9 protein-coding genes and 4 pseudogenes are annotated in these 17,126 nt (G+C 76.3%); 9 read left to right on the plus strand and 4 right to left on the minus strand.

Annotated elements, in window-relative coordinates; translation table 11 throughout:
- The 9 genes and pseudogenes from BJF88_RS04555 to mutM all read left to right on the plus strand — a co-directional run.
- Positions 1–1,399 (plus strand): annotated as a pseudogene (locus tag BJF88_RS04555) (hypothetical protein); the annotation flags it as partial.
- Positions 1,396–3,740 (plus strand): annotated as a pseudogene (gene recG / locus BJF88_RS04560) (ATP-dependent DNA helicase RecG). The pseudogenes BJF88_RS04555 and recG, both read left to right, overlap by 4 nt.
- A 46-nt stretch (positions 3,741–3,786) precedes the next feature.
- The gene (gene rsmD / locus BJF88_RS04565; RefSeq protein WP_075827938.1) at positions 3,787–4,443 is read left to right on the plus strand and encodes a 16S rRNA (guanine(966)-N(2))-methyltransferase RsmD; all 657 of its coding nucleotides are present in this window, start codon (positions 3,787–3,789) and stop codon (positions 4,441–4,443) included.
- 57 nt (positions 4,444–4,500) lie between these two features.
- Positions 4,501–4,992 (plus strand): pantetheine-phosphate adenylyltransferase, encoded by a 492-nt coding sequence (coaD, locus tag BJF88_RS04570; RefSeq protein WP_075827939.1) that lies wholly within the window; start codon positions 4,501–4,503, stop codon positions 4,990–4,992.
- 34 nt (positions 4,993–5,026) lie between these two features.
- Positions 5,027–5,617 (plus strand): hypothetical protein, encoded by a 591-nt coding sequence (locus tag BJF88_RS04575; protein WP_255371753.1) that lies wholly within the window; start codon positions 5,027–5,029, stop codon positions 5,615–5,617.
- A 219-nt stretch (positions 5,618–5,836) separates the two neighbouring features.
- Positions 5,837–6,394, plus strand: coding sequence for a DUF177 domain-containing protein (locus BJF88_RS04580; protein ID WP_255371754.1), 558 nt, complete (start codon positions 5,837–5,839; stop codon positions 6,392–6,394).
- 2 nt (positions 6,395–6,396) lie between these two features.
- A complete protein-coding gene (gene rpmF, locus BJF88_RS04585) occupies positions 6,397–6,591 on the plus strand; it encodes a 50S ribosomal protein L32 (RefSeq protein ID WP_069387572.1) in 195 nt (64 codons plus the stop codon).
- Positions 6,592–6,596: 5 nt separating this feature from the next.
- Complete coding sequence (rnc, locus tag BJF88_RS04590; protein ID WP_255371755.1) at positions 6,597–7,349, plus strand: ribonuclease III; 753 nt, start codon at positions 6,597–6,599, stop codon at positions 7,347–7,349.
- Positions 7,342–8,291 (plus strand): annotated as a pseudogene (mutM, locus tag BJF88_RS04595) (bifunctional DNA-formamidopyrimidine glycosylase/DNA-(apurinic or apyrimidinic site) lyase). The gene rnc and the pseudogene mutM overlap by 8 nt, the downstream one beginning before the upstream one ends.
- A gap of 21 nt (positions 8,292–8,312) precedes the next feature.
- Here the strand turns inward: mutM and BJF88_RS04600 are convergent.
- The 4 genes and pseudogenes from BJF88_RS04600 to BJF88_RS04615 form a co-directional block, all read right to left on the minus strand.
- Positions 8,313–9,253: pseudogene (locus BJF88_RS04600) on the minus strand (NAD(P)-dependent oxidoreductase).
- Positions 9,254–9,364: 111 nt separating this feature from the next.
- Positions 9,365–12,946: a thiol reductant ABC exporter subunit CydD gene (cydD, locus tag BJF88_RS21240; protein WP_075827940.1), complete on the minus strand. Its 3,582-nt coding sequence runs from the start codon at positions 12,944–12,946 to the stop codon at positions 9,365–9,367.
- Complete coding sequence (gene cydB / locus BJF88_RS04610; RefSeq protein WP_083648859.1) at positions 12,943–14,079, minus strand: cytochrome d ubiquinol oxidase subunit II; 1,137 nt, start codon at positions 14,077–14,079, stop codon at positions 12,943–12,945. The genes cydD and cydB overlap by 4 nt, the downstream gene beginning before the upstream one ends.
- A 45-nt stretch (positions 14,080–14,124) precedes the next feature.
- Entirely contained in the window at positions 14,125–15,654 is a 1,530-nt protein-coding gene (locus tag BJF88_RS04615) for a cytochrome ubiquinol oxidase subunit I (protein WP_075827941.1), read from the minus strand.
- Positions 15,655–17,126 lie beyond the last annotated feature (1,472 nt).

Raw genomic sequence — 17,126 nt, forward strand, 5'->3', positions numbered from 1 at the left:
GCCGCGGCGCCGCGAGCGTCCGCGCTCCGCGTCGCCGCGCGCGCGCGACGCGCCCGGGCGGCGGCGCTGGCGCAGCCGCGGCGAGCTCGACGTCCTCGCCCGCGCGGAGGTGCTCGACGCCGGTGCGCTCGGCCTCACCGTCCTGCTCGACGCGCTCGTCGCCGCCCACGAGACCGTGGCCGACGGGGCCCCGGCGCCCGAGCCCGGCACGCCGGCGGGCGTGTCGGAGGTGCTCGCCATGATGTCCGGCGCGGCGCCCGTGCCGGGCACGCCGTCGGCCGCGCGCGCCGGTGCCGGACGGGCGGCCCACGAGGAGACCGGGGACGGCGGAGGGGAGTTCGAGGTGATGTTCGTCGTCGACACCGCGCCTGGGGCCGGCCCGCGCGCGCCCGGCGACGGACCCGACCTCGCGGGACGCCTGCGGACCGGTCTGTCCGCGGTCGGCGACTCCGTCGTCGTCGTCGGGGGACACGCCCCGGCCGCCGCCTCCGACGCCACGGACGACCTCGGGACGGCGGCCGCCCACGAGGTGCGCGGCGGCCTCTGGCAGGCGCACGTGCACACCGACGACCCCGAGGCCGCCGTCGCCGTCGGCCGGGACGCGCTCGCGGACCTCGACGGCCCGGCCCTGCTGCGCCAGGTCCGGGTGCGCCACCTCGCGCGCGGGGACGGGCCCGGCCCCGACGCGGCGCTCGCGGCCCCCGCGGCCGCGGCGGACGCCGCGGCACCACCGGCCGCCCCGGCGGACCCGACCGACGGCCGGGTCGGCGTCGTCGCCGTGACCTCCGCCCCGGGCCTCGTCACGGAGCTCGCGCGGGCGGGAGCGGTCGTGCTGCTGCGCGAGCCGGGCACGGAGGTGGACGCGGCGGCGCTGCACCGCGCCGTGGTGGACGCCGGCGCCCGGCACGTGCTGCTGCTCCCCGGCGCCGTGCTCGGTGCCGACGTCGTCGGCCACCTGCAGGACGCGGCCCGCGAGGACGGCGTCACGCGGGTCGACGTGGTCGACGCCCCGACGGACCTGCACGTGGTCGCGGCCCTCGCGGCGAGCCAGCTCGTCGAGCCCGGAGCCGGGCGGACCGGGGTCGAGGTCGCACGGTCGGCCGCAACGCACGTGCGCGTCGCGCGCGCCGTCGTCCCGGACGGGGCGGTCCCGGCCGGCGCGCTGCCGGCGGCCGTCGTGACGGTGGTCGCCGACCTGCTGGCCCGGCCCACGGAGGTGCTCACCGTGCTCGCCGACGACGACGTCGACCCCGTCCTGCTGCAGGCGGTGGGCGCGCGGGCGGCTGAGGAGGGGGCCGAGCCGGTCGTGCTCCGATCCGGGCGCCGGGGCGGCGGCCTGGTGCTCGGCGCGGAACCCCCGGCGGACGCCCGCGCCGGACGGACGGAGGAGCCGCGATGACCGAGCCGACCGAGCCGACCGAGCGGACCCACGGCTCCGCGCCCTCGCCGACCACGGACGTCGCGACCGGCCGACCGACCGACCGGCTCGCCGAGCCGCTGACGCGGGCGCTCGGTGCACGCAGCGCCAACCCCCTCGCGAAGCTCGGCCTGCGCACGGTCGGCGACCTGCTGCGCCACTACCCGCGCCGGTACGGCGACCCGGGCACGCTCACCGACCTCGCGGGGCTCGCCCTCGGCGAGCACGTGACGATCGTGGCGCAGGTGCGCAGCACGACGGTGCGCCGCATGCGCAACCGGCCGGGCGCCATCCTCGAGGCCGTCGTCACCGACGGGCCGCGACAGCTGTCGCTGACGTTCTTCGCCAAGAGCCCGAACGCGCTGCGCTACCACGAGCAGCGCCTGGCCGCGGGTCGGCTCGGCCTCTTCACGGGCGTCGTCGGCGACTACCGCGGCACGCGACAGCTCACGCACCCCGACTACCGCATCATCGGCATGGACGACGACGCGGAGGACGCCGAGAGCGCGGTGCTCGAGGCGAGCCGGCCCATCCCGATCTACCCGGCGAGCGCGAGCATCCCGAGCTGGAAGATCCAGCCCGCCGTGCGCACGGTGCTCGACCCGCTGCGCGAGGAGGACGTCCCGGACCCGGTCCCGGACGCGGTGCGCGCGCAGCACGGGCTGGGGACGCGGCTCGAGGCGCTGCGCGACGTGCACGAGCCGTACGACGAGCAGCAGTGGCGGCGCGGCCGTGACCGGCTGCGCTACGAGGAGGCGTTCGTGCTCCAGGCCGCCCTCGCGCAGCGCCGGGCGCGGGCCGAGGCGGAGCCCGCGACGGCGCGTCCGCCGCGCGCGCGGGGGAGGGCGGGATCCTCGCCGACTTCGACGCGTCCCTGCCCTTCACGCTGACCCGCGGGCAGCGCGAGGTGGGCGACGAGGTCGCCGCGGACCTCGCGCGGTCCCGTCCGATGCAGCGGCTGCTGCAGGGCGAGGTCGGCTCCGGCAAGACGGTCGTCGCGCTGCGGGCGATGCTCCAGGTCGTCGACGCCGGCGGGCAGGCCGCGCTGCTGGCCCCGACGGAGGTGCTCGCCGCGCAGCACGCGCGCACGCTGCGCGCGCTCCTCGGCCCGCTCGCCGAGGGCGGCCTCCTCGGCGGCGCCGAGCACGGGACGCGCGTCGCGCTGCTCACCGGTTCGCTCGGCGCGGCGGCGCGCAAGGAGGCCCTGCTCGACGCGGCGAGCGGCGCGGCGGGCATCGTCGTGGGGACCCACGCGCTGCTGTCCGAGCACGTGCAGTTCGCCGACCTGGGGCTCGTCGTCGTCGACGAGCAGCACCGGTTCGGCGTCGAGCAGCGCGACGCCCTGCGCGCCAAGGCGCGCACGAGCCCGCACCTGCTCGTCATGACCGCGACACCGATCCCGCGCACCGTCGCGATGACCGTCTTCGGCGACCTGGAGACGTCCGCGCTCACGGAGGTGCCCGCCGGGCGGTCGGGGATCACCACGCACGTGGTGCCTGCGGGCAACCCGGCGTGGGTGGAGCGCACGTGGGCGCGCGTGCGCGAGGAGGTCGACGCCGGCCACCGCGCGTACGTGGTGTGCGCGCGCATCCATCCCGACGAGCCGGACGCCGCGTCGCGCGGGCCGGCGACCGGCGTCGGCGACTTCGACGACGTGCCCGACTTCCTCCTGGAGGAGCCGGGCGGCGGAGCCGGCGAGGACCGCGCGCCGCTGCGGGCGGTGCTCGAGGTGGCCGAGGAGCTGCGGGGCAACCCGCGCCTGGCGGGTCTGTCCGTCGGGGTGCTGCACGGTCAGATGCCGCCCGCGGACAAGGAGGCGGTGATGGCCGCGTTCGCGTCCGGCGAGGTGCAGGTCCTCGTGTCGACGACGGTCGTCGAGGTGGGCGTCGACGTGCCGGAGGCCACGGTCATGGTCGTGCACGACGCCGACCGGTTCGGCATCTCCCAGCTCCACCAGCTCCGCGGGCGCGTCGGTCGCGGGACCGCGCCCGGCCTGTGCCTCCTCGTCTCCACGGCACAGCCGGGTACCCCGGCGGCGACGCGCGTCGAGACGCTCGCCCGCACGACGGACGGCTTCGAGCTCGCGACGGTCGACCTCGAGCTGCGCAGCGAGGGCGACGTGCTCGGCGCCGCGCAGTCGGGACGCGCGAGCTCGCTGCGGCTCCTGCGCGTCGTCAAGGACGCCGACGTCATCGCGACCGCCCGTGCCGACGCCGCGGCCGTCGTCGCCGCCGACCCGGAGCACGCGACGCACCCCGCGCTCGACCGCGCCATCCACGAGCAGCTCGACCCCGAGCGCGAGGAGTTCCTCGAGCGGGCGTGACGACGCGCGGGCCGGACCCGTTGGCGCACGTGGCTACCCTGGGCGCGTGACGAGGATCGTGGCGGGGACCGTGGGCGGGCGCACCATCCAGGTCCCGGCCCGGGGGACGCGGCCGACGAGCGACCGCGTGCGCGAGGCGATCTTCTCGCGGCTCGAGCACCTCGGCGTCGTGGACGGTGCCCGGGTGCTCGACCTGTTCGCGGGCTCGGGAGCACTCGGCCTCGAGGCGGCGAGCCGCGGGGCGGCGTCCGTCACGCTCGTCGACTCGGCGCGCGTCGCCGTCGACGTGGCGCGCCGCAACGTCGCCACGCTCGCCCTGCCGGACGTGCGCGTCGTCGCGCAGTCCGCCGAGACGTTCGCCGCCGCGGCGGCGGGCGCGGCGGGGGGCGGTGACCTGCGGGGCGCCGACGGGGACCGGCCGTACCACCTCGTCTTCCTCGACCCCCCGTACGACCTCGGCGCGCAGGCGCTGGAGCGCGTCCTCGACCGCCTCGCGGTCCCCGGCGTGCTCGACCCGACGGCGGTGGTCGTGGTCGAGCGGTCGGCGCGCACCCCCGAGCCCGCGTGGCCGGCCGGGTGGGAGGTGCTCGCGAGCAAGGCCTACGGCGAGACCGCGGTCTGGTTCGCGGGTCCGGCCGTCGACGACGCGGACGAGGACGACGAGGCCGCCGGGAGCGGGGTCGAGGGCGGCGCGCGCGCCTGACCGGCGCACCCGGCACGCCTGCGGGGCCCGCGCCGGCCCGTGTACTACCGTGACGAGGTGACCACAGCCGTCTGTCCCGGGTCGTTCGACCCGATCACCCTCGGCCACCTCGACATCGTCGCGCGCGCCCGGGCGCTCTTCGACGACGTCGTCGTCGGGGTCGCGCGGAACGCGTCGAAGAACGCCCTGCTGGGCGTCGACGAGCGCGTGCGGCTCGCGCGCCAGGCCGTCGAGCACGCGGGCCTGGACGGCGTCCGGGTCGAGGTCGTGCCGGGGCTGCTCGTCGACTTCTGCCGCGAGGTGGGCGCCACGGCGGTCGTCAAGGGGCTGCGCGGCGGCGCCGACTTCGACGCGGAGCTGCCCATGGCGCTCATGAACCGCCACCTCGCGGCGGTCGAGACCGTCTTCGTCGCGGGGGACTCCGCGCTGCAGCACGTCGCCTCGTCGCTCGTCAAGGACATCGCGCGGCACGGGGGACCGGTGGACGACCTCGTCCCGCCGGGGGTCGGCGAGGCGGTCCGGGCCGCGTTCGCCCCCGAGGGACGTTGAGCGACGGACGAGCACGACGGGAAGGGCAGGACGGATGAGCGAGCAGGGCGGGGCGCGGGCGCGGGTCGACGACGGGGGACGGGCCGGCGTGGAGGAGGCGCACGCCGGTCTCCACGCGATCCTCGACGACCTCGCGACCCTGATCGAGAACGCGCGGACCATGCCGATGTCGGCCTCCGTGCTCGTGCACCGCGGGGACGCGCTCGCGCTCGTCGACGAGCTGCGGGCGGCGCTCCCGGAGCAGCTCGCGCACGCCGACGAGGTCCTCGCGGAGGCGGACGCCGTCCTGGAGGACTCCCACCGCCAGGCGGAGGAGACGCTCGCCACGGCTCGTGCCCGCGCCCTCGAGCTCGTGCAGAAGGAGCAGGTCGTCGTGCAGGCGCAGTCGCGCGCGCACGAGATCGTGGAGGAGGCCGAGCGGTCCGCGGAGGCGCTGCGCCGCGACGCCGACGACTACTGCGACCGCCAGCTGGCCGACTTCGAGGTCGACCTCGGCAAGGTCCTGGCCCAGGTCCAGGCGGGCCGCGCCAAGCTCGCGGGCCGGCTCGAGGGGGCGCTCCCCGCCGCGCCGTCGCCGTTCCCGAGCACGATGGCGCCGCGCGGGCCGGAACGGGCCTCCCGCTAGGGCCCCGGCCGCGGGGTTCCGTCGGCTGGTGCCGGGCGCCGGACGACGTTGGCGCCCGGTGCCCCGCGTGCCCTAAGATCGTCCTTTGGGCTCGGCGCACCCGCCAGCGGTTGCGCCCGGCGGCCGACCGCCGTCCTCCGCCCGAGCACCGTACCGAACCTCCCGCCGTGGGAGCCGATCCTGGAGCGCGCCATCGCCACCGAGAAGACGTCGCCGCTCGTGCTGGACACGCACGAGCTCGGTCGGCGACCCGGCAGCATGCGGCCCGTCCACCGGACGGTGGCCGCGCCGGCCGACCTGGGTACCGCCGTCATCGGCATCCCCGAGGGCAGCGAGCTCGAGCTCGACCTGCGCCTCGAGGCGGTGATGGAGGGCGTCCTCGTCTCCGGATCCGTCTCCGGCCGTGCGGTCGGCGAGTGCGTCCGGTGCCTCGACGAGGTCACCGAGGACGTGCGCGTCGACCTCGCCGTGCTCTTCTCGTACGCGGAGCGCACGAAGGCCGCCGAGGACTCGGGCGACGACCTCGAGAACGCCGAGGACGTGTACGAGCTCGACGGCGACCTCGCCGACATCGAGCCCGCGCTACGGGATTCCGTGGTGACTGCACTACCATTCAGTCCGGTGTGCCGGCCGGACTGCCCGGGCCTCTGCTCCGAGTGCGGCGTCCGTCTCGCGGACGACCCGGGGCACGCACACGAACTGGTCGACCCCAGGTGGTCGGCGCTGGAGAGCATGTTCGACACCTCGAACGTGTCCGACGAGACGAAAGAGAGCTAGCCGTGGCTGTTCCGAAGCGCAAGATGTCGCGCAGCAACACCCGTGCGCGTCGTTCGCAGTGGAAGACGACCGCCGCGAACCTCACCACCTGCCCGCAGTGCAAGGGCGACAAGCTGTCGCACGCCGCGTGCCCGACGTGCGGCACCTACAAGGGCCGCCAGTACGCCGAGGCGCTGCGCTCCGAGCACGCAGGCTGAGGCGCGTGGCACCGGCTGCACCGGCAACCGGTCTGCTCGAGAAGCTCGGGGTCCCGCTGGACCCCGAGCTTCTCGTGCTTGCGCTCACGCACCGGTCGTTCGCCCACGAGAACGGCGGCATCCCGACGAACGAGCGCCTCGAGTTCCTCGGGGACACCGTGCTCGGTCTCGTGGTGACGGAGACGCTGTACCGACGCCACCCGGACCTGTCCGAGGGCGAGCTCGCCAAGATGCGTGCCGCCACGGTCTCCCAGAAGTCGCTCGCCGTCATCGCGCGGGCGCTGGACCTCGGGCGGTTCGTGCTGCTCGGCAAGGGTGAGATCCGCACGCGCGGCAACGACAAGGACTCGATCCTGTCCGACACGGTGGAGGCGCTCATCGGCGCGGTCTACCTGAGCCACGGCCTCGAGCCCGCCCGCGAGCTGGTGCTGCGGCTCGTCGAGCCGCGGCTCGCCGCGGCGGCGGACCTCGGTGCCGGGCTGGACTGGAAGACGTCCCTGCAGGAGGCCGCGGCCGCCGCCGGGATGAGCGCTCCCGCGTACTCGAGCGACGCCGTCGGGCCCGACCACGCGCGCGTGTTCACGTCGTACGTGCACCTCGACGGGCGCCTGTACGGCACGGGCAGCGGCACGGCCAAGAAGTACGCCGAGCAGGAGGCGGCGGAGCGCGCCTACCGGACGCTCGCCGTCGAGCAGGCGCAGCGTGCCGCCGCGGCCGCCGGCAGCACGGACGAGACGGCCGAGCCGGCGGGTGCCTGAGCTCCCCGAGGTCGAGACCGTCCGCGACGGCCTCGCCCGCCACGTGCTGGGTCGCGTCGTGACGGACGTCGAGGTGCTGCGCGACTACAGCGTGCGCCGGCACGAGGGCGGTCCCCGCGACTTCCGCGACCAGCTCGTCGGTCAGCGGCTGGACGCGGCCGCGCGCCGCGGCAAGTTCCTCTGGCTGCCGCTGCGCCCCACGGGCGCGTACGGCGCACCCGCCGACGAGCGGCCCGCGGCCGCGCTGCTGGCGCACCTCGCATGTCGGGGCAGCTCCTCGTCCGTTCCGGCCCGGACCGCGAGCCGCGGTCGTCCCACCTGCGCGTGCGCCTGCTGCTCGAGCCGGAGGGCGGCGGCGAGGCGTCGGCCCTGGACTTCGTCGACCAGCGGACGTTCGGGCACCTGTCGGTCCAGGACCTCGTCCCGACGCCCGACGGCGCGCCCGGGGGTCTCGGTACGGAGCTCGCCGCCGTCCCCGAGCCCGTCGCGCACATCGCGCGCGACCTGCTCGACCCCGCACTGCGCCGCGACGACGTCGTGGCCGCGATCCGCCGCCGCCGGACCGGCGTCAAGCGCGCGCTGCTCGACCAGACGGTCGTCTCCGGCGTGGGCAACATCTACGCCGACGAGGCGCTGTGGCGCGCCCGGCTCCACTACGCGCGCGCCACGGACACCCTGCGCCGCCCCGAGGCGCACCGCCTGCTCGACGCCGCCGCCGAGGTGATGGGCGAGGCGCTCGTCCAGGGCGGCACGAGCTTCGACGCGCTCTACGTCAACGTGAACGGGCAGTCGGGGTACTTCTCCCGCTCGCTCGCCGTGTACGGGCAGGAGGGGGAGCCGTGCCCGCGGTGCGGTACCGCCGTGCGCCGCGACGAGTTCATGAACCGCTCGTCGTACACGTGCCCGCGCTGCCAGCCGCGTCCCCGCAACGGGCGCTGGTGACCCGACGGCCCGCCCGCCTCGTCAGCGCTCGACGACGTTGCGCAGCGGCCTGCCGGCGCGCAGGTTCTCCAGGTTCTCCTGCACGAGCGACGACGCGCCCTGCGGGCGGTTGCCCGCCATGTGGGGCGTGAGGACGAGCCGCGGCGCGTCCCACAGGGGCGAGCCCGCCGGCAGCGGCTCCGTCTCCGTGACGTCGAGCGCCGCGCCGCCGAGGCGCCCGTCCCGCAGGCGGCGACGAGCGCGTCCTCGTCGACGGTCGCGCCGCGGCCGACGTTGACGAGCACGGCGTGCGCGGGCAGCTGGTCGATCCGCCGCGCGTCGAACGCGTGGCGGGTCGCGTCCGTCGCCGGCAGGAGCGAGACGAGGACGTCCGCGGTCGGGAGCAGGCCCGCCAGGTCGTCGTCGGTCACGACGGGGTAGCCGTGCCGCTCGCCGCGGCTGCTCGCGACCCCGGTGACGCGAGCACCGAGCGCGGTGAGTAGCGGCGCCAGGCGCGCCGCGATGGACCCGAAGCCCCACACCACGACGTGGGCCCCGTCGAGCGTGTACCGCCGGGCGGTGACCGGGTCGGCCTGCGCGGCGGCGTGCCGCACGTCCCACCGGTGCTCGCGCTGGGCGGCCCCGAGCTCGTCGAGGTGGCGCACCACCGCGAGCACGAGCGCCAGCGCGTGCTCGGCCACCGGGCCGTCGTGGAGCGAACGCCCCGACGTGATCGTCACCCCGGGGGCGAAGCCTGCGGCGAGCACGGCGTCGGGCCCCGCCGCGAGCGTCTGCACCCAGCGCAGCCGCTCGAGACGCCGGGCGGCGTCGGCGAGGTTGTCGCCGGAGTTCGACCACGCGACGAGCACGTCCGCGTCGAGCGCACCGTCGGGCAGCGGCGCGCCCGGGTCGTACGCGACGACCTCGTCCCCGGGGGAGGGACGCACGTCGAGGTCGATGGTGTCGGGGACGAGGATCTTCACGGGCGTCACTCCAGCGCGTCGGGCGGTGCCCGGCGGTGGCCCGGGCCCGGCGAACGTACCAGCGGGATCGTGCGCCCACCCGGTGACCGGGACCGGCCCGGGGCGTCGCCGTCAGCGGACGGCGGGGGCCTCCTGCTCCAGGGCCCAGCGGTAGGCGGCCAGACCGAGGAGCTGGGTGTGCGTGCCGCGCGCGACGACGCGTGCCGGGCCGCCCGGGTCGTCGTCCGGGTGCCCCAGCAGGAGCACCTCGTCGACGGCCTCGAGCGCGCCGAGCCGGTGCGTGGCGAGGACGACGCCGCGCGGCCCGGCGCCGGGCGCGGCCGCCTCCCGGGTGGTCGCGACGAGGTGGCGCACGAGCGCGTCGGCGGTCGCGCCGTCGAGGTGCTCGGCCGGCTCGTCCACCAGCAGCAGCGGGGCGGGCGCGAGCAGCGCCCGGGCGACGAGCAGCCGGCGGCGCTCCCCGCCCGACACGTCGGTCGCGTCCGGCCCGAGCGTCGTGCCCAGACCCTCCGGCAGGGCGTCGAGCCACCCGCCGAGCCCGACGTCGCGCAGCACCGACCGCGCGTCGGCCTCGGTCACGTCGCCGCGGGCGACGCGCAGGTTCTCGAGCACGGTCGTGTCGAACACGTGGCCGTCCTCGGCGACGAGCACGACGCCGCGGGCGGCGTCCGCGCGAGGCAGGGCCGCGAGGTCGGCACCGTCCAGGGTCGCCCGCCCGGAGACGGGGGGCAGGAGGCCGGCGGCCGTGGCGAGCAGCGTCGTCTTGCCGACGCCGGACGGACCCACGAGACCGACGGCGCGCCCGGGGCGCAGCGTCAGGTCGACGCCGGTCACGACGGGGCCGTCCCGGCCGGGCCAGGAGGCCGCGACGGCGTCGAGCTCGAGCCGGCCCCCGGCGACCCCGCCCACTCCGACCTGCTCGGCCGCCGTCTCGCGCGCCGGCACCTCCGCGTCCACGCGACGGGTCGTCGTGGCGACCCGCGGCGCGGGTCGGTCGAGCAGACCCACGACGCGAGCGGCCGCCTGGCGCGAGCGGTGGAGCTGCACCGCCGCGCCCGGGAGGGCGTTCGCGGCCTCGAACACCGCGAGCGGCGTCAGCACGACGACGGACAGCTCCTCCGGGCTCAGCGTGCCCGCCACGACGGCGGGGACGCCGAGCAGCAGTGCCGCGAGCACGGCGAGCCCCACGGCCGCCGACGCGATCCCCGCGGCGACGCCCGCGGTGCGGGCGCCGTCGTCGGTGGCGCGGGCGAGGTCGCGGTCGGCGGAGCGCAGGTCGTCGAGTCGCGCGCCGAGGCGGCCCGAGACGGCGAGCGGTCCGGCGTCCTCGAGGATCTCGAGCGTCGTCGCGGTCGTCGCCGCCCGGGCGGCCGCTCCCCGCGCCTCGACCTGCCGCGCGGAGCGTGCCGACAGCCACGGCGCGACGACGGCGGCGAGCACGAGGCACAGCGCGAGCGCGACGCCCGCCGCGGGCAGGAACGCGGCGACGAGCGCCACCGAACCGGCCGAGACGACGACCGCGACGCCCGCGGGGACGAGCGCGCGGACGACGACGTCGCCGACGTCGTCGACGTCCGCGCCGACACGGGCGAGCAGGTCGCCCCGCCGCAGCCGGGCGAGGGAGCCCGCCGACCCGTCGGCGAGCGCGGTGTACAGGTTGGCGCGCAGCGCGGCCATGCCGCGCAGCGCGACGTCGTGCGACGCGAGTCGCTCGAGGTAGCGGAACACGCCGCGGGAGATGCCGAATGCCCGCACCCCGACGACGGCGACCGACAGCGTGAGCACCGGCGGCATCTGCGACGCCCGGGCGATGAGCCACGCGGCGAGCGCGGCGAGCGCGACCGAGCTCCCGAGCGCGAGGGCACCGAGCGTCACGGCGGCGGCGACGCGGCGCCACCGGACGTCGAGCAGCCGCACGGCCTGCCACAGCGGGTCGCGGGCGAGGCGGTCGGCGAGCGGACGCGGGATCTCGGTCATGCGGGGACCTCCGTCGGGGCGAGGGCCGGACGGCCGGCGCGCAGGGGGCCGCGGCGACCTCCACGACCTCGTCCGCCACGCGGACCAGCGAGGCGCGGTGCGCGACGACGACGACGGTGCGGCCCTGGTCGCGCCACGTGCGCACGGCGTCGAGCACGACCTGCTCCCCGCGGGCGTCGAGGTGGGCGGTGGGCTCGTCGAGGACCACCAGGCGGGTACGGGCGGGTCCCCGAGCAGCGCGGCGGCGAGCGCGACCCGCTGGCGCTGGCCGACGCTCAGGCCCGTCCCACCGCGTCCGACGGGTGTCTGCCAGCCCTGCGGGAGGGTCGCGACGACGTCGTCCAGACCCGCGGTCGCCGCGGCGCGGGCGAGCGTGCCGTCGTCGACGTCGCGTCCGTCCGTCACGGCGCCGCGCAGCGTCCCGGGGCGCAGGGGCGGGCGCTGGGGGAGCCAGGCGACCTGCGGCCAGGAGGTCGCGGGGTCGATCTCCTCGAGCGGGACGGTCTGCCCGTCCGCGTCCGTCCACGTGACCGTGCCGTGGTCCGGGCGCACCAGCCCGAGCAGGACCAGCGTCGCGGTCGTCTTGCCGGCCCCGCTCGCGCCGGTGAGCGCGACGACGCGTCCGCCCTGCCCCACGGGGACGACCAGGTCGAGATCTGCCGGCGCCAGCACGTCGCGGTCGCCCGCGCGCACGCCGACGCCCGCGAGCGTGAGGGTGGACCCGGCGAGGCGCGGTGCGGGACGACGCCCCGGCTTCGGCGCCGGCTCGTCGAGGACCGCGAAGACCTGCTGGGCGGCGGCGATGCCGTCGGTCGAGGCGTGGAAGTGCGTGCCCACCTGTCGCAACGGCAGGTACACCTCGGGCGCGAGCACGAGCACCGCGATCGCGGGCTCGAGGTCCATGCCGCCGTGCACGAGCCGGAGCCCGACTCCCACCGCGACGACCGCGACGGACAGCGTGGTGAGGAGCTCGAGCACCATGCCCGAGAGGAACGCGATGCGCAGCGTCCCCATGGTCGCGCGCCGGTTGGCGTCGCCCAGCGCGCGCACACGGCGCTCGGGGCCGCGCGCGCGGCCCAGCGCGAGCAGGGTCGGCAGGCCGGCCAGGAGGTCGAGGACCTGCGCGCCGAGCCGCTGCATGACGACGAGCCGGCGCTCCGAGGTGCCCTGCGTGAGCTGCCCGACGAGGACCATGAACAGCGGGACCAGCGGGATCGTCACGGCGATCACGACGGCGGAGACCCAGTCGAGCCCGAGCACGACGGCGAGCGCCGCGGGCGTGACCGTCGCGGCGAGCAGGAGCTGGGGAAGGTAGCGCACGAGGTAGGGCTCGAGCGCGTCGAGCCCCCGCGTCGCGAGCGTCGCGACCGCGGGGCCCCGACCGCTCGCGAGCCACCGGGGCCCGAGGGCCGCCGCGTGGGCCACGACCTGCTCGCGCAGCTCGGCGACGGTACGGGCCGAGGCTCGCAGGGCGAACCGCTCCTGCGCCCACGAGGTCGCGACGCGCGCGGCGACCACGGCGGCGAGCAGGCCGAGCGGGCGTACGACGTCCTCCAGGTCCGCCGTGCCCTGCACCGCCGGCGCGAGCACCGCCGCGAGCAGGAGGGCCTGCGCGACGACGAGCGCGGCCGTGAGGAAGCCGAGGCCCGCGGTGAGCGCGACGTAGGCGCGGGCCGCGCGGGCCTGGCGCAGGAGACGGGGGTCGAGCGGCTTCACGCGCGGGGTGCCTCCCTCGGCGGGTCCGCCGGCGTGCCGCCGGAGGTCAGCTCGCGGCCGGCCGCGCCGCCCGAGGAGTCGCCGCCGAACGCCGCCTCGCGCACCGTGCGCAGCGACAGGCCCGCCGGGGCGGGGATGTCGTGCGTCGACAGGCGCCGGCGGAAGACCCAGTAGGTCCACGCCTGGTAGGCGACGACGAGCGGGGTCAGCACGAGCGCGACCCACGTCATGACCGTCAGCGTGTAGTCGGTCGACGAGGCGTTGTCGACGGTGAGCGAGTTCGCCGGGTCGGTCGCGGGCATGACGTCGGGGAACATCGAGCCGAAGATCAGCACGACGGCCGCGACGATCGTCACCGCGGACCAGGTGAACGCCCGCCCCTCGCGCCCGCGCCGGTTGGCGACGAGGGTGCCGACGAAGCCGCCCGCCGCCGCGAGCACCGCGACCCAGGTCCACGTCACGGAGTACGCGACCTGCGCCCACACGGCCCACCCGCCGGCGAGGACGAGCGCGGCGAGGCCGGCGCCGGCCGCGAACCGGCGCGCCCGGTGGCGGATCTCTCCGTCGGTCTTCAGCGCGACGAACACGGACCCGTGCAGCAGGAAGAGGCTGAGCGTGACGAGACCGCCCAGCAGGGCGAAGGGCGACAGGAGCGAGAAGAACCCGCCGACGAACTGGTGGTCCGCGTCGAGCTGCACCCCGCGCACGAGGTTGGCGAACGCCACGCCCCACAGCACGGCGGGCACCCAGGAGCCGACCTGGATCGCCAGGTCGCAGCGCCGGGCCCAGCGGGCGTCGGAGATCTTGCCGCGGTACTCGAACGCGACGCCGCGCACGATGAGCGCGACGAGGATGAGCAGCAGCGGGAGGTAGAAGCCCGAGAAGAGGGTGGCGTACCACTCGGGGAACGCCGCGAAGGTCGCACCGCCCGCGGTGAGCAGCCACACCTCGTTCCCGTCCCAGACAGGACCGATGGTGTTGATGAGGACGCGGCGCTCCTTCTCGCGGTGCTCCGTGTCTCCCCGGGGGAGGAGGGACACGAGCATGCCCACCCCGAAGTCGAAGCCCTCGAGCACGAGGTAGCCCGTCCACAGGACGGCGATGAGCAGGAACCAGACGACGGCGAGATCCACGGCGGGTGCTCCTTGCGTGTCGGAGAGTCGGGTGTCGTGGTCGCGTCAGTACGCGAAGGACAGGGGCCGGTCGACGGAGTCGGACGGGCCGTCCCCGTCCTGGTCGTCGTCGCGGCGCTGCGCCTCGGGCGACTCGTCACGGACGGACAGGGGCACGCCCTCCACCGCGTAGCGGCGCATGAGGAGGAACCACACGGCGGCGAGCACGCCGTAGACGAGCGTGAACACGATCATCGACGTGAGCACCATGCCGGGGCTGACGGCGGTCGAGACGCCGCGCTCGGTGAGCAGGCGGATCTGGTCGATGCCGGTGGGGTTGGGCGCGACGACCCACGGCTGGCGCCCGACCTCCGTGAAGATCCAGCCGAACGAGTTGGCGAGGAACGGCATGGGGATCGCGACCAGGCCGATGCGCGCGAACCACACGTTGTCGGTGACCCTGCCCTTGCGGGTGAGCCACAGGGCCATGAGTGCGAGCAGGACCGACCCGGCGGCCATGCCGATCATGAGGCGGAACGACCAGTAGGTGATCGCGAGGTTCGGCGTGTAGGTCACGGGGTCGCCCGACGCGGTGGTGTCGCCGAACCGGTCGGTCATCTGCTCCTGGACGTTCTCGACGCCCGGCAGGTAGCTCTCGGGGCCGGAGAAGTGCCCGGTGCCGAGGTAGGAGGCGAGGCCGGGGATCTCGATGAGGTGCCGGACGTTCTCGCACGAGTTCGACAGGTCGCCGATGGTGAGGATGGAGAAGGCCGCGCCCTCCTCGCCCTCGCACAACGCCTCGGCGGACGACATCTTGCCCGGCTGCTGCTCGTACATGATCTTGCCCTGGATGTCGCCCGAGATCCCGACGCCGACGCCGCCGACCAGCATCGCCACGACGCCGAGGATCACGGCCGGCCGGTAGACGTCGCGCGCGAGATCGACGTTCCCGGCCCGGCGCGTGCGCACGAGCCGCACCATCCACCACGCGGCGATGCCCGTGACGAACGTGCCGGCGGTGAGCATCGTCGCGGTGATCTGGTGCGGGAACGCGGCGAGCAGGGTGTTGTTGGTGAGCACGGCCCCGATGTCGTTCATCTCCGCGCGACCCGTCTCCGGGTTGTAGATCGCGCCGACCGGGTGCTGCATCCACGAGTTCGCCGCGAGGATGAAGAAGGCGGACAGGTTCGTCGCGAGGGCGACGGCCCAGATGCAGGCGAGGTGGACCTTCTTGTTGAGGCGGTCCCACCCGAAGATCCACAGGCCGAGGAACGTCGACTCGACGAAGAAGGCGGCCAGCGCCTCCATCGCGAGCGGGGCGCCGAACACGTCGCCGACGAACCGGGAGTACTCGCTCCAGTTCATGCCGAACTGGAACTCCTGCACGATGCCGGTCACCACGCCGAGCGCGAAGTTGATGAGCAGCAGCTTGCCGAAGAACTTGGTGAGCCGCAGCCACCGCTCGTTGCCCGTGCGGACCCAGGCGGTCTGCATGATCGCGACGAGCGGCGAGAGGCCGATCGTCAGCGGCACGAAGATGAAGTGGTAGACGGTGGTGATGGCGAACTGCCACCGGGCGAGATCCAGGGCTTCCACGCGCGCTCCTCGGGAGGGCCGACGGGGGTCGGGACGGACGGCACCGCTCCGGGCGGCGAGGTGCGCGTCCGGCTTCCTGCGATGACTCCAATCTGCACCATCGATCACGCGGTGGACGACGAAAAGTGGCGAGATCATGCCCCTTGTGACCATGTTCACAAGGTGTCGGGACCTTGGTCCCGCGCACGGGTCGTGGGTCCCGGTGGGCGGTGCGTGTCGGAAGAGCCACCTGTCGGCCCTGTGCGATACTGGGCGAGCCGGGAGGGCACCGCATCGTCCCCTGGCACACACGTGCTCGTAGCAACCGCGGACAGCGGCTCGCGGAGCGCCGCCCCGGGGCGAAGGGCCCGGACCGGCAGGCGCCCGCGCCGCGCTCGCGAGCCGCAGCCGTGACCGACGACTTCCGTCGCGGGGAGGAGCGCTCAGGGGCGCTACCGCCCGAGCGAGACGACCGTTCGAGGGGCCGCACGGTGCGGGGCGGGGCCTCGAGCAAGCAGGAGCACGACGCGTGACGCTCGACAGCACCTCCGACAGCACGACCGGCGACACGACCGGCGACACCACCTCCACGCCGCAGGCCGCCACCGGCGGTCGCAGGACCGGCCGTCGCCGCGCGACACGGACCGCCGCGCCCCCCAGCACGCCGACGCTGCGCCCGCCGACGCTGTGCCCGCCGACGCTGTGCCCGCCGACGCTGCGCCCGCCGCAGGGTCCGGTACCGGCGCGGACGCGCCCGCGCCGGCCTCCGGCGCCGCACCCGACGAGACCGCCACGCCCGAGACGCCGTCGCGGCCTGCGCGCCGGTCGCGACGCGCGACCCGCGACACGACCTCCACCACGTCCGCGGCGACCGCCCCGGCGCCAGAGTCTGCTGCGGCGGCCGACGCCGAGGAGTCAGGGGCCGGGACGCCCGCGGCGGAGAAGGCGCCGGCGAAGAAGGGCTCCACGAGGAAGGCGACCGCCGGTCGCGCGACGGGCCGCGCACGGTCGGGCGCCGCGAAGCGGTCGGCCGATGCCGCGACCCCTGAGGTGGTGGGCTCCGGGGACGCCACGGACGAGCCGACGTCGACGACCGCGCCGGCCGACCGTTCGGACGCGCCCGTGCTCGACGTGCTGTCCGAGTTCGGGCTGACCGCACGGACCACGGCGCCCGGCGCCTCGACTCCGTCCCCCGAGCCGGACGCCGCGGCGCTGCTCGGCGCCCCCGAGGAGCCCCGTCGGCCACGTCGCGGCAGCCGTCGTGCGACGTCCGCCGACGCGACGACGCCGCCGCCCCGGCCGAGGCGCCGGCAGGCACCGCGCCCGCCGCCGACGCGGAGGACGCGACGCCCGGCACCACCGGGGCGAGCGCCACCGAGGCAAGCACCGACGTGGCGAGCGCTCCCGAGAAGAAGCCCGCCCGGCGGTCGCGCCGCGCGACGAAGGCGGCGGCCGAGCCGGCGGCCGCGCAGCCCGACAGCGCGCCCGCGGCG

It is taken from the genome of Cellulosimicrobium sp. CUA-896, assembly GCF_001942335.1.
Classification (GTDB): Bacteria; Actinomycetota; Actinomycetes; order Actinomycetales; family Cellulomonadaceae; genus Cellulosimicrobium.